Source organism: Streptomyces sp. NPDC101194 (genome assembly GCF_044767885.1).
In the GTDB taxonomy this organism is placed as follows: domain Bacteria; phylum Actinomycetota; class Actinomycetes; order Streptomycetales; family Streptomycetaceae; genus Streptomyces.
On the sequence record NZ_JBIWOS010000010.1, the window covers coordinates 215,711 to 227,455 of the forward strand.

Genomic DNA, 11,745 nt, shown 5'->3' on the forward strand with positions numbered 1-11,745 from the left:
GCGCCCACCCCCCCCCCCCCCGGCTGCTTGGGGTGTGGGAGCGCTGGGTGTGGTGGGTGTTGTTTGTCGCCGGGTGGGTGCGCCCGCCGCCCCCCCCGCCCCCCCCCCCCCGGCTGGAACCCCGGCCCGATTCCGGCGGGCCGGGGTTCTACGTCAGGCCAGTGACGGGGTCACCGGCCTTGGCACGACGGGTTCGGTCACCACTTGCCCTCGTTGTGGCGCTCGATCACCCGGAAGCTGCCCACCACTCCGTTCTTGACCCACACGCCGCCCCGGACGTGGCCCGGGATGACACCGTCGCTGGAGCTGTGAGGTCCGACGGTGGCGATGGGGGCACCGTTGTCGCAGGTGACCCCGCGGAAGACCTCGATGGTCCGACGGCTGTCGTTGCGGATGTTGAGGCTGGTGGAGCCGAGGCCGCTGACCACGGTCATGCAGCCACCCGGTTCGGCGGAGTACGTGCGCTCGTTGATGTGGATCCGGCCCTCGTAGTGGTAGCGGCCTTCGTCGTAGCCGCGGCCCTCGTAGCCACGACCCTCGTAGCCACGACCCTCGTTGCCCTTGCCCTCGCCGCCCTTGCTCTCGTTGCTCTTGCCGGCGTCGCCGCCGTCGAGAGCCGAAACGGGAGCAGCCTGCTGGGCGATCGCGGCGGCCAGGGCCGACGCGGAGGGGGCAGCGGAGGCGTAGGTGATGCCGGTGGCGGCCATGGCCGCGGCGGCCGCGACGGCGGCTGTAAAGACGGTGGAACGGGTAACCATGTCGCTTCTCCTGTCTCAGAGAGGTCGGCTGAGCAGTCGACCCGGGATGAACGTACTGACGGCTCCCATGACTTTCGTATCGGACACGTTGAAGGCCGGCGCCGGGACGCCGATCGAGGGACGAAAAGTACGCCAAATGCTATTTCCATATAATTGGATAAGCTTCCAATCCTCTTTATTTCTGGGCACATTGATGCCTCGTTAGTCCGCAAGAGGGACTTTCTGACACCCACTCACCCCGGCGGCGGCGTGTCTCTCCTTGACACACCGCGGGCGAGGCGGTGAGCGCTGCGCCGGAGGAGTCGGGCGGGTCCGTGAAGACGGGCCCGCCCGGGGAATTTCCGGCACACGCGTACCCCGGTCGTGGTCCGAGAGGGGTACGGGCACGGCGCCGAGCGGCGGTTCAGCTCTCCAGCCAGCGTCTGAGGTCGTCGGTGTGCTCACCGAGCCTCGGCGGGCGCCGGTCGTAACGCGGCGGAGTACGGGACAGCCCGATGGGGTTGGCCACCAGGCGCAGGGGATCGTCGGGGTCCGAGTCGGCCGGTGCGACACGCGGGGACAGGCCCAGACGTTCGGCCAGGTCGAAGGCGCCCGCCAGGTCGTTGACCGGACCGCAGGGCACCCCGAGCGGGGTGAGCAGGTCGAACCACTCGGCGGCGGTGCGCAGGACGAGCCGCGCGGAAAGCTCCTCGGCCAGCGCGTCGACGTGCGCGACACGGTCCTGGTTCGAGGCGAATCGGGCGTCGTCGGCGAGTTCTTCGGCACCCAGGCCCCGGCACAGGGCGTGGAACTGCCGGTCGTTGCCGACGGCCACGACCAGCGGTCGGTCCGCCGCCCGGTAGACCTCGTACGGGGCGATGGACGGGTGCCGGTTGCCGAGGATGCCCGGCACCTGACCGGCCAGGGTGTATCCACCCGCCTGATTGACCATGCTCGACAGCAGCGTGGACAGCAGGTTGACCTCGACGTGCTGGCCCTCGCCGGTCGCGTCGCGATGGCGCAGCGCCGCCAGGACCCCCACGGCCGCGTGCAGGCCGGTGAGCACGTCGACGAGTGCCACGCCCGTCTTCACGGGCTGCCCCGGCGCGGGCCCGGTCACGCTCATCAGCCCGCCGACCGCCTGCAACAGGAGATCGTATCCGGGCAGCGCGGCGCCCTCACCGGCTCCGAATCCGGTCACCGAGCAGTAGACGATGCCGGGGTTGAGCGCGTCGGCCTCCTCGTAGGAGAGCCCGTACCTGCCCATCGTGCCGGGACGGAAGTTCTCGAAGAGCACATCGGCGCGGGAGACCAGTTCGCGGGCGTCGCGACGTCCTTGCTCCGTGCCCAGATCGATGGCGAGGGACCGTTTGTTGCGGTTCACGGAGAGGAAGTAGGTGGACTCCTCATGGGCACGTGGCGGGCCCCAGGCCCGGGTGTCGTCGCCGGAGCCCGGACGTTCCACCTTGATGACGTCGGCACCCAGGTCCGCGAGCAGCATGGTCGCGTACGGGGCCGCGAGCACCCGTCCGAAGTCGGCTATCACCACGCCGGACAGGGATCCGGGGACGGCGGCGTTCACCGGGTCACCGCCCCGGGGCCCCACGCGTGCACCGCGGTCGTGGTGGTGAAGAACTCCCTCGGGACGAAACCCTGTTCACGCTCACCGAGGGGCATGCACGGATCGCCCCCGCCCGTCCCGGAGCCGATGTGCGTCTCGTCGGTGCCGGAGCGCCGCACCGGGGTCTCGACGGCACCGGCCGGCCGCACCTCGCGGGCGCCTCGCTCCGGGGCCGAACCGGACGGCACCGGCCCGGCCGTCGGCAACAACTGTCCGACGCCGAACCAGGGCGTGGGCGCGACGGGTTCAGCACGGGCCGGCCCCGTCCGCTCGCGGTCGAGCGCGCGACGGCCCGCGAGCACGGCCGGGCCGGGTTCGTGGCGTCGCGCCGACCGGTTCGGGGACTCGTCCACGCGTCGGCCTCCCGGACCCGCCCCGCGGGCCGGCCTGTCCGGTCCGTCGTTCCCGGGAACCTAGCAGGTCGGCACCGATCAGCCCTTCCGGCCCAGGTGCACCGTGCGTGCCATGAGCAGGAAGACGTCGGGGCGATGACGCAGTCCGGCCGGGTCCTCGGGGTCGAGCAGCCGGTCCAGTACCGCGATGTCCTCGGCGGAGAGGGCCTCCCCGAACATCTCGCGCCGACGGCCGAACTCGGCGACGACATGGTCGAGCGCAGGTCCCGAGAGCGGTGCCGGAAGGTCGAGCAGGAAGCTCCGGGTGCCCTGCGGGTCCAGCCCCACCGCGGTGAACAGGGCGCTCCAGTCCTCGGTCTCCCGCGTGGAACCGGGCAGTGACACCCGCATGTCCTCGAACCACTCCGCGGTGATCGCGTCGAGCCTGGCCTCCAGGCCGGGCCGCCCCATGCCGATGTCACGCGGGAGCTGACGCGGCGGCAGACCGCCCTCCACCAGGGCGATGGTCCCACCGGCACGCAGCAGCCCGGCGAACCCCGAGAGGGCGGCACGCTGGTCGCCCATGTGATGCAGGGCGTTGCCCGCCCAGATCAGATCCGCCTCCCCCAGCCCGGCGAGGTCGGCGGGGAGTTCGGCCTGCCGAGTGCGGACCCGGTCACCGAGGCCGAGCCGCTGCGCGCGGGCCCGGGCGCGTTCCAGCAGGGCCGGGGTGCCGTCGACGGCGACCACCTCCGCCTCGGGGAACACCTGGGCGAGCAGACAGGAGATCACGCCGGGGCCACTGCCGATGTCGAGCACCCTGCGGACCTTCGGCGCCGTGGGCAGGCCGGCGATCCAACGGGCCGCCTCCTCGTACTGCGGGCTGCTGAGCTCCGCGTTCTGCTCCAGCGTCGGGCCCATGACGTCCCAGTCGAATTCGGTGTTGTCGTGGTGATGACCACGAGTGGTGGCGGAGTGACCGCCGTGCCGGGTCCTTTGCTGACGGCTGTGGGTGGTGTGGCCCTGATGAGCGTGAATGCCGTCGGCCCGGGGACCGTGACCGGCGTCGTACTCGGAACGTGGAGTGGCGTCGTGCTGGTGACCGTGGTCGGTGTGCTGGCTCATGCGGACAGCCTCACCGCACATCACCCGTTCAGCAAGCTTTGTTGCCGGTTCGGCAAGCCTCCGCTCCGGTACTCCTGCGGGCTGACGCCCCGGACACGCTTGAACGCGGTGCTGAACGCGAACGACTGGCTGTACCCGACCCGCCGCGCCACCGACTCGACCGTGGCGTCCGTCTCCCGCAGCAGGTCGGCGGCGACAGCGAGGCGCCAGCCGGTCAGGTATGCCATCGGGGGCTCCCCGACCAGCTCCGTGAATCGTCGGGCCAGCCCGGCCCGGGAGACCCCGGTCCGGGCGGCGAGGCCGGCGACCGTCCAGGGGTGGGCGGGGTCCCGTTGCAGCAACCGCAGGGCCTGTCCGACGACCGGATCACCCATGGCGCGGTACCAGGCGGGGGCTTCGGCACCGGGCCTGGCGAACCAGGTCCGCAGCGCGGCGATCAACAGCAGATCGAGAAGCCGGTCCAGGACCACGCTCTGACCGGGCTCGTCCTTGGAGATCTCGTCGTCGAGCAGCGTCAGCAGAGGGCTGCCCCGCCCGTCCGAGGGCAGGTGGAGGAGCGGGGGCAGCGCGTCGAGCAGCCGTCGGCTGATCTCGCCGTCCAGCAGATAGGTGCCGATGAGCATGGCCGCAGCGCCACCGGGGGCGTTGCCCCAGGTACGCACCCCCAGCTGCATGGATTCGGAGAGCGGCTCCCCGCGCAGAGTGGTGCAGGTGCCGCCGGGTCCGATCACGGCGTGCGGCGCGGTGTCCGGGGTGTCGGCGACGGTGTACGGATCCGGGCCGCGCGCTATGGCGATGTCCCCCGGCCGCAGCAGCACGGCGTCCGTGCCCGGAGCCGGAACGATCCAGGCCTCCCCGTCGGTCACCGACATGAGACAGAGCGGGGCCCGGTCGTCGATCCGTACGGACCACGGAGGCTCCATCACCATCCGCAGCAGGAAGGCGCCCTTGGCCCTCGGCCCGTCCAGGAGTCCGGCGAGTGCGTCCATGCCGGCAGCGTAGACGCACGCGTATGGAGCTGAGCGGTTCGGGGATGTCGTGGACGGCGCCGCCGGGCGAGCCTTGAGCCATGACACAGAACACGGAGAACGTGCAGCGGGAAACGGTGCTGGTGACGAGCGGTACGGGAAAGACCGGCCGCCGGGTCGTGGAGCGGCTGGCCGCTCGCGGGATCCCGGTGCGGTCCGGTTCGCGCGGTGGCGAGGTCCGCTTCGACTGGGCGGACGAGTCCAGCTGGGCGGAGGCGCTGCGGGGGGTGGACGCGTCGTATGTGACGTACTACCCGGATCTGGCGGCGCCCGGTGCGCCGGAGGCGATGGCGGCCTTCGGGCGGATCGCGGTGGAGAACGGGGTGCGGCGGCTGGTACTGCTGTCCGGACGGGGCGAGCCGCAGGCGGTGGTGGCGGAGGAGAGCCTGCGCGCATCGGCGGCGGGGGTGGAACTCACCGTCGTCCGGTCGGCGTTCTTCGCACAGAACTTCAGCGAGGGCGCGATGCTGGACGGGGTGCTCGGCGGCGAGGTGGTGTTCCCGGCGGGCGGGACCGCGGAACCGTTCGTGGATGTCGACGATCTCGCCGACGTGGTGGTGGCCGCGCTCACCGAGGACGGTCATGCGGGCGTGGTGCATGAGCTGACCGGGCCGCGGCTGCTGACGTTCGACGAGGTCGTGTCGGAGATCGCGCGGGCCACGGGGCGCACGGTGCGGTATCTGCCGGTGACCGGGCCGAAGTACGCGCAGATGCTGGAGCGCTACGGCGTGCCGGGGCCCGAAGCCGGTTTTCTGGCCGACCTGTTCAGCACGCTGCTCGACGGGCACAACGCGACGGTGACCGAGGGCGTGAAGCGGGCGCTCCGGCGAGATCCGCGGGACTTCGGGGCGTTCGCCCGTGCGGCGGCGCGGGCGGGTGCGTGGGAGGTCCGTGGCACGGTCGGGGAGTAGCACCGCCGGTCCGCGCGACGGCCGGGGGCAGCGGAGCGCGCCGGTGGGGACGTCAGTCCCGGTCGCCGCGTCTCAGCGCCAGCAGCCGGTAGCGCGGATCGGGGCGCGGCCGGTCGGGCTCGGGCAGTGCCGTCAGTACGGCCGCGAGCTGCTCGGCCGCCGCTCCCGGCAGGTGCAGACGTGAGGCGTAATAGCCCTCACGCACCGCTTGTGCCGCGCCCAACGGCGTCATGCCCTGGCCGTGCCCCCAAAAGCGGGCCTCCCCCACCACGTCCAGGCCGGCCTCCGATCCGTACCCGACGACGAGGTCCGCGGAATCGGACGGATCGGCGTCGAGACAGGGGGCGAAGGCCTCGTCGATGTCGCTGCCCACGTCATGGGCCGCGTCCTTGTCGACGGTGGTGACGAACACACCACCGGGCCGCAGCACTCGCGCCGCCTCGGACACCACCGCCCGGACATCCCCTTCGCCGCGCAGCAGATGCAGCAGCCAGATCGCGCCGACCGCGTCCACCACCGCGTCCGGCAGCGGCAGCCGGCGCGCGTCGGCGAGCGCCACCGCGCCGATCCGCTGCCGGGCCATCCGTGCCATGCCGTACGAGGCGTCCGTCCCGAACACGCCGAGTCCGGGACGGGCGAGGGCCATTCGTTCGGTGACCAGGCCCGTGCCGCAGCCGATGTCCAGCAGGGTGCGCGCGGTGGACGGGACCAGCCCCAGCACCGCGGCGGCGGCCGCCTCGGCCCTGGGCACACCGCCGCGGGTGGCGTCGTAGGCAGTCGCCTCGGTGTCGTAGTTCAGCATCCGGCCGACTCTAAGGGCTGTCCGCTGCCGAATGGACACCGACATATTGCCGGTGGGCCGTCGGACCCATAACTTGCGTTTATGGAGCTGGAGTTGCGCCATCTGCGAACCGTACGTGCCATCGCCGACACCGGGAGTCTGACCAAGGCCGCCGCGGCCCTCGGGCTGGCCCAGCCGGCGCTGAGCGCGCAACTGCGACGGATCGAGAAGGCCCTCGGCGGCCCGCTCTTCGAGCGGGATCACACCGGTGCGCGGCCCACGCTCCTCGGTGAACTGGTGCTCGAACGGGCCCGGGTGGTACTGCCCGCCGTCAGCGAGCTCCAGGAGGAGGCGGTGCGCTTCGCCAATGCCTGGGGGACGATGGAACGCTTCCGGCTCGGCGGCACGCACGGACCGCTGCTCGGCGGCCTCGTCGACCGTCTGGTCGCCGCGCATCCGACCGCGCCGGTGTCGACGTTCACCTCCTGGTCAGTTACCGAGATCGCCTCCCAACTGGTCGACGGAAGGCTCGACTTCGGGCTCATCGGGACCTGCGGGGAGAGCTCGCCACCGGCGAACGACCGGCTGACGTGGCAGGTGGTCGGGGTCGACCCGGTGTTTGTGATGCTGCCGGACTCCCATCCGCTCGCCGACGAGCCGGAGCTCGACCTCTCCGCACTGGCGGGCGAGTGCTGGGCGGACGTGCCGGGCGAGGGTTGTTTCGCCGACTGTTTCGTCGGCGCCTGCGCGCGGGCCGGGTTCAGCCCGGTGTCGGTGTACGAGACGGACACGACGTCCGTCGTCCATCTGGTCCAGGTCGGGCGGGCGGTCGGGCTGTGCCGGGCGACGTTCCCTCCGACGCCGGGGGTGGTGACCCGCCCGCTCTCCGGTTCACCACTGAGCTGGCGCCATCTGCTGGGCTGGCACCCCCGCTCGGCTGTGGCCGCAGCCGCCTCGGGAGCGGTGAGCGGACATACCCGGGCGGCGTACGCGGAGGCCGCCGAGCGCAGCGAAAGCTACGCGCGGTGGCTCGCCGGGCATCCGCGCTTCGGTGCCGTGATGTGAGGGTCCGGGATACGACATGCCATCGCTCGTCGGCGGAGAGCGGCGCCGCGCGCGGCGGGTCACCGCGGACCGACATGCCGATGGGGCGCCTCGATGTGACGTGCCACCACGTACCGGCATCGCAATGTGACATTCCACCGCGCCCCACCGGGCGCCCGGCCCCCACCGGACGCCCGGCGCGGGAACCTCGGTTCTCGACGCCGTACCCGACCGGCTATCTCACCCCGTGTCCGGGGGCGATCGCCACCACCCGCGCGGCCAGGTTGAGATCGTTCTCGGTGACCACGCCACCCGCGTCGTGGGTGTTCACGGTCAGGGTGACCGTGTTGTAACCGAGGGTCAGATCGGAGTGGTGATTCAGTTCGTCCTGGATCTGGGCCACGTGCACGGTCAGCCCGACGGCGGCGAAATGTGTGTGGAGCCGGTAGGTACAGGTGATGCTGTCACCCTCCAGAGACCAGCCGGGCAGGTCGCCCAGACGGTCCTCGATCTCTTTCTGCGACAATGGTGCGGCAGGCATGCTGGGACTCCCTCACGAGCGTTCGGTGCCGGTGGACGGTGCCGGTGACGTTACGGTCTTGGTATGACAACTGTCGCGCTTGACACGGGGGTAGGGCCGCTGCTGCGCAGCTGGCGGGAGCAGCGTCGGATCAGCCAGCTCGAACTGGCCCTCCGCGCCGACTCCTCGGCCCGGCACATTTCCTTCATCGAGACCGGCCGCTCCCGTCCCAGCGAGGACATGATCCTGCGGCTGGCCGAACACCTCGACATCCCGGTCAGGGAACGAAACGCCCTGCTCGTGGTGGCCGGTTACGCGCCGCGATACGCACAGACCGCGCTCGACGATCCGGCGCTGGGCGCGCTGCGCGAGGGGATGGAGCGGCTGCTCCAGGGGTACGACCCGTATCCGGCGCTCGTCGTCGACGGCATGTACAACGTGGTGGCGGCCAATCGGGGTATCGCGATGCTGCTGGAGGGCGTGGCCGGGCATCTGCTGGTCCCGCCGCTGAACGCCATGCGGCTCACGCTCCATCCGCAGGGCCTGGCCCCGCGCATCCGAAATCTTCGGGAGTGGCGGGCCGATCTGCTGGCGCAGATGGAACGCCAGATCGCCCTGGCCCGGTCGGCGGAGCTGCGTGAGCTGTACGAGGAGGTCGCGGGCTATCCCGCACCGGACAGCACCGGCACGGCCGAGAGCTGCGGGGACGCCGCAACCGCCGGAGCCCCCGGAATCGGCGGGAACAGCCGGGGCATCGTCGGAATCACGGACAGGAACGGGGACAACGCCGGACCCGGGGACGACAAGGCGGTCGGCCCCGCGTCACCTCTGCCCTTCGCCCTGCCCATGCACATCGAGCACGGCGGGCAGGTGCTCTCGTTCGTCTCCTCCATCGCGACGTTCAACACGCCGATGGACGTGACGGTGGCCGAACTGGCCATCGAGACCTTCCTGCCCGCCGACCGGGCCACCGCCGACCATCTGCGGTCCCTCACCTCGTGACGACGGGGCGGGCCCAGGGTGCGTCCGAACGCGCCAGGACGGCGGCGACGGTGCTCGCGACGGCCGGCACCGCCACGCCGAGCAGCAGGGGAAGACCCGGGTGCCCGTGCGGCACGGCCACTGCGCCGACGAGCGCGCCGGTCGTCGTGGCTGCGGCCGAGAGCGCCCGTCGTCCGGCCTTGCCGCCGCCTCCGCCGACGGGCCGGCTGCCGGAGAGGATGCCGGTGATGGTCAGGGTCAGCACGGTGGTGGTGAGGTCGGGAACCGCCGGCGCCCGGGACACGCCGCCCTGCCCGATGGGTCGTGCGGTGAACCTGGAAGATCCTTCGCGACTGCCGTCCGAAAGGCGACGGCGTTCACACCGCCATGCTCGGCATCGCCCGGCCGCACAACCTCGCCCTCACGGGACAACTCCTGCCCCATATGAGACCAGAGAGGGCCAAGGGAGGCGACTCCCCACCTCTCCGGCTCGGAGAATGCTCAGTCGATACAGAACTCGTTGCCCTCGATGTCCAGCATCGGGATGCACGCATCATTGCCGTCATACAGTGTTCGCACGTGTACTGCGCCGAGCGGGACCAGTCGCGCACATTCGGCCTCAAGTGCGGCAAGGCGCGCTTCACCCACGAGACCGGTGCCGACCCGCACATCAAGATGCACCCGGTTCTTGACGACCTTGCCTTCGGGAACGCGCTGGAAGTACAGCCTCGGCCCCACTCCTGAGGGATCTATGCAGGCGAACCATGAATCCCGCTGCTCAGGTGGCCGCGAGCGATTGAAATCGTCCCACGTGGCAAACCCCTCCGGTGGCGGCGGTACGACGTACCCCAACACCTCGCACCAGAAGCGAGCGAGACGCTCGGGTTCTGCACAGTCAAAGGTGACTTGAAACTTCTTGATCCCTGACATCGGCGCACCATAGCAGGGGAACTCCGCCGCCCATTTCCCAGGCGGATCCACCCGTCGCACCCTGGGCCACCTCGGACACCAAGGAGTAGTTGTCAGATTCCGTGGATGCCGTCGGCGTTCGAGCTGACCTGCACCGGCAGGTAGAAACTGACGTGCAGGGGGCATCGTTGTGATCACCCGTTTCGAAGCGGTGCCCGTACGTGGCATCGAGCACCAGAGTGAGCAGCCGGTCGGGCTGTGCCGTGTCGGGGCTGTGAGCTGTGGACAGCGCAATCCGGCCATCAACGCGCCTCCCAGCCCTTGGTCGACTCTGGCGTGGACGAGAAACGCGCGCAGCCATTGCGCGAGCGCGTCGTCGGCGGATTCCGAGGGGAGCAGCGTCTCCGCCAGCCCGCACAGCGTCTCGATCCGGTCCCTGAGGACCGCGGTCAGCAGGGCAAAACGGTTCGGGAAGTGACGGTACAAGGTCCCCGGGCCGACGCCGGCCCGGCGGGCGACCTCGACGCCCGACCAAGGGTGGTCGCCGGCGGATCGTCATGCCGTGCGTCGGCATTCGTCGAGGTAGCGTGTTGGGGTCCTGTGGTGCGTCGTCGGCGGTTGGCGGGCCGACCTCGCGGAATCGAGGGCTTCTTGGCGCCGACGCAGGAGACGGAGAACCGGCTGCGGGAGGAGTTCGCCCGTGGAAGCACCACCGCCCCGTCGCCCCCGGTACGACGGACTTGCTGTCCGCTGCAGAGCGACCGTGCTGGTTGCAGCCATCAACGAACAGCTGTATCCAGCACGTGACCAGGCCTCAAGCCCAGATCACTTCGACCACGGCATGCCCTGCTGAGGCCGCCCGCCCGTAGAACCCTTCGAGGTCCCTGTGACAGTCGAAGAACTCCTGTCCGACCTGCGCGTCCTCTCGGCCGAGGTTGCCGAACTCGGCACTGGCGACGTTCCGCAGATCATCGAAAGCGACAGCCGCAAGGGAGTCTGCGGCCTGTGACACCCCGGGCGGCTCCGGAATCACCATGGGTGGGTCGGAGGGGGCCACGTCAGCACTGTGTGTCACAGGGCGGCCGCCGTAAATCGGCAGCGTCCAGTGCTGGTTGGCGTCTGCATCGAGGACATCGGCTGCGGTGCAGAGGTCATTGACGGAATTCCAGACCTTGCCAATCGAGTCGGCGACACCCGCTGCGTACTCGTCGGGGAGGTTGTCCCAAGCCTCGGACATGAATGCCGCAAGCCAGGCGTGGTCGTCCCGGATCTCGGACTCCGCGACGGCGCAAAGGTGCAGGTGGATGCTCACGGCGACGAGTCCCCCGGCTCGGCGGCCCACGTGTCGGGCCGAACGGACGGAATCCACTCGACGGCACTCACGGCCGTGTCTCGTCGAGATCGGTCCGTCCCCGGGAGGAGGACGCAGCGCGTCCAGTGGTGCGGTCGATGAACTGAGGCCCGTTTCCAGCGCACAGACCACCGAACACGGCCGGCCGGGAACAGGGATGTGCTGGTCCTTGCCCCGCCCGTAGGTGTGGCACAGGACCCGCTGCGACGAGGTGTGCGCGCCGGGCCGCAGCCGGCAGGTGATGTCGGCGGCCAGGGTCGGACAGGAACCGGACTCGACCCGGAAGCGCGACCGTTCCGCCAGCGGATCCTGCCGGACGGCATGATGCAACAGACGCATCCCGACGGCCTTCGTGCTGAGCTTGTGAGTTCCATGGTCGGATCACATGCTCAGCCGAAGGCCGCC

13 protein-coding genes and 2 pseudogenes are annotated in these 11,745 nt (G+C 70.6%); 4 read left to right on the forward strand and 11 right to left on the reverse strand.

Translation table 11 applies throughout. From position 1 onward, the window contains the following. Positions 1-197 precede the first annotated feature (197 nt). The 5 genes from ACIRP2_RS30995 to ACIRP2_RS31015 form a co-directional block, all read right to left on the reverse strand. Complete coding sequence (locus ACIRP2_RS30995; protein WP_404256052.1) at positions 198-758, reverse strand: hypothetical protein; 561 nt, start codon at positions 756-758, stop codon at positions 198-200. A gap of 403 nt (positions 759-1,161) precedes the next feature. Further along, the gene (locus tag ACIRP2_RS31000) at positions 1,162-2,319 is read right to left on the reverse strand and encodes a CaiB/BaiF CoA transferase family protein (protein WP_404256054.1); all 1,158 of its coding nucleotides are present in this window, start codon (positions 2,317-2,319) and stop codon (positions 1,162-1,164) included. After that, positions 2,316-2,711, reverse strand: a complete 396-nt coding sequence (locus ACIRP2_RS31005) for a hypothetical protein (protein ID WP_404256056.1) — start codon at positions 2,709-2,711, stop codon at positions 2,316-2,318. The genes ACIRP2_RS31000 and ACIRP2_RS31005 overlap by 4 nt, the downstream gene beginning before the upstream one ends. Positions 2,712-2,789: 78 nt before the next feature. Then, positions 2,790-3,815: a class I SAM-dependent methyltransferase gene (locus ACIRP2_RS31010; protein ID WP_404256058.1), complete on the reverse strand. Its 1,026-nt coding sequence runs from the start codon at positions 3,813-3,815 to the stop codon at positions 2,790-2,792. A gap of 20 nt (positions 3,816-3,835) precedes the next feature. Continuing rightward, positions 3,836-4,804: an AraC family transcriptional regulator gene (locus tag ACIRP2_RS31015; protein ID WP_404256060.1), complete on the reverse strand. Its 969-nt coding sequence runs from the start codon at positions 4,802-4,804 to the stop codon at positions 3,836-3,838. Between the two features lie 80 nt (positions 4,805-4,884). On the opposite strand from ACIRP2_RS31015, the gene ACIRP2_RS31020 reads away from it, so the two are divergent. After that, the gene (locus tag ACIRP2_RS31020) at positions 4,885-5,754 is read left to right on the forward strand and encodes an NmrA family NAD(P)-binding protein (protein ID WP_404256062.1); all 870 of its coding nucleotides are present in this window, start codon (positions 4,885-4,887) and stop codon (positions 5,752-5,754) included. A gap of 52 nt (positions 5,755-5,806) precedes the next feature. Here the strand turns inward: ACIRP2_RS31020 and ACIRP2_RS31025 are convergent, their stop codons facing one another. Next, complete coding sequence (locus ACIRP2_RS31025) at positions 5,807-6,556, reverse strand: class I SAM-dependent methyltransferase (protein ID WP_404256064.1); 750 nt, start codon at positions 6,554-6,556, stop codon at positions 5,807-5,809. 81 nt (positions 6,557-6,637) lie between these two features. Here ACIRP2_RS31025 and ACIRP2_RS31030 point away from each other — a divergent pair, with 81 nt between their 5' ends. Further along, on the forward strand, positions 6,638-7,600 hold the full coding sequence (locus ACIRP2_RS31030) for a LysR family transcriptional regulator (RefSeq protein ID WP_404256066.1): 963 nt from the start codon (positions 6,638-6,640) through the stop codon (positions 7,598-7,600). Positions 7,601-7,814: 214 nt separating this feature from the next. Here ACIRP2_RS31030 and ACIRP2_RS31035 read toward each other — a convergent pair whose 3' ends face one another. Then, a complete protein-coding gene (locus ACIRP2_RS31035) occupies positions 7,815-8,120 on the reverse strand; it encodes a 4a-hydroxytetrahydrobiopterin dehydratase (RefSeq protein WP_404256068.1) in 306 nt (101 codons plus the stop codon). 63 nt (positions 8,121-8,183) lie between these two features. Here ACIRP2_RS31035 and ACIRP2_RS31040 point away from each other — a divergent pair, with 63 nt between their 5' ends. After that, positions 8,184-9,101, forward strand: a complete 918-nt coding sequence (locus ACIRP2_RS31040; protein WP_404256070.1) for a helix-turn-helix domain-containing protein — start codon at positions 8,184-8,186, stop codon at positions 9,099-9,101. Here ACIRP2_RS31040 and ACIRP2_RS31045 read toward each other — a convergent pair. Continuing rightward, positions 9,091-9,384: a hypothetical protein gene (locus ACIRP2_RS31045; RefSeq protein WP_404256072.1), complete on the reverse strand. Its 294-nt coding sequence runs from the start codon at positions 9,382-9,384 to the stop codon at positions 9,091-9,093. The genes ACIRP2_RS31040 and ACIRP2_RS31045 overlap by 11 nt on opposite strands. A gap of 29 nt (positions 9,385-9,413) precedes the next feature. Here ACIRP2_RS31045 and ACIRP2_RS31050 point away from each other — a divergent pair. Beyond that, positions 9,414-9,509 (forward strand): annotated as a pseudogene (locus ACIRP2_RS31050) (IS5/IS1182 family transposase); the annotation flags it as partial. A gap of 72 nt (positions 9,510-9,581) precedes the next feature. On the opposite strand, the gene ACIRP2_RS31055 reads toward ACIRP2_RS31050, so the two are convergent. The 3 genes and pseudogenes from ACIRP2_RS31055 to ACIRP2_RS31065 form a co-directional block, all read right to left on the reverse strand. Beyond that, positions 9,582-10,010, reverse strand: a complete 429-nt coding sequence (locus ACIRP2_RS31055) for a VOC family protein (RefSeq protein ID WP_404256266.1) — start codon at positions 10,008-10,010, stop codon at positions 9,582-9,584. 793 nt (positions 10,011-10,803) lie between these two features. Continuing rightward, the gene (locus ACIRP2_RS31060) at positions 10,804-11,301 is read right to left on the reverse strand and encodes a DUF1877 family protein (RefSeq protein ID WP_404256268.1); all 498 of its coding nucleotides are present in this window, start codon (positions 11,299-11,301) and stop codon (positions 10,804-10,806) included. A 96-nt stretch (positions 11,302-11,397) separates the two neighbouring features. After that, a pseudogene (locus ACIRP2_RS31065) lies at positions 11,398-11,595 on the reverse strand (transposase); the annotation flags it as partial. Between the last annotated feature and the right edge of the window lie 150 nt (positions 11,596-11,745).

Coding starts and splice junctions, on each gene's coding strand:
- ACIRP2_RS30995 (WP_404256052.1), bottom strand. CDS start 758: ATGGTTACCCGTTCCACCGTCTTTACAGCCGCCGTCGCGGCCGCCGCG.
- ACIRP2_RS31010 (WP_404256058.1), bottom strand. CDS start 3,815: ATGAGCCAGCACACCGACCACGGTCACCAGCACGACGCCACTCCACGT.
- ACIRP2_RS31015 (WP_404256060.1), bottom strand. CDS start 4,804: ATGGACGCACTCGCCGGACTCCTGGACGGGCCGAGGGCCAAGGGCGCC.
- ACIRP2_RS31020 (WP_404256062.1), top strand. CDS start 4,885: ATGACACAGAACACGGAGAACGTGCAGCGGGAAACGGTGCTGGTGACG.
- ACIRP2_RS31025 (WP_404256064.1), bottom strand. CDS start 6,556: ATGCTGAACTACGACACCGAGGCGACTGCCTACGACGCCACCCGCGGC.
- ACIRP2_RS31030 (WP_404256066.1), top strand. CDS start 6,638: ATGGAGCTGGAGTTGCGCCATCTGCGAACCGTACGTGCCATCGCCGAC.
- ACIRP2_RS31035 (WP_404256068.1), bottom strand. CDS start 8,120: ATGCCTGCCGCACCATTGTCGCAGAAAGAGATCGAGGACCGTCTGGGC.
- ACIRP2_RS31040 (WP_404256070.1), top strand. CDS start 8,184: ATGACAACTGTCGCGCTTGACACGGGGGTAGGGCCGCTGCTGCGCAGC.
- ACIRP2_RS31055 (WP_404256266.1), bottom strand. CDS start 10,010: ATGTCAGGGATCAAGAAGTTTCAAGTCACCTTTGACTGTGCAGAACCC.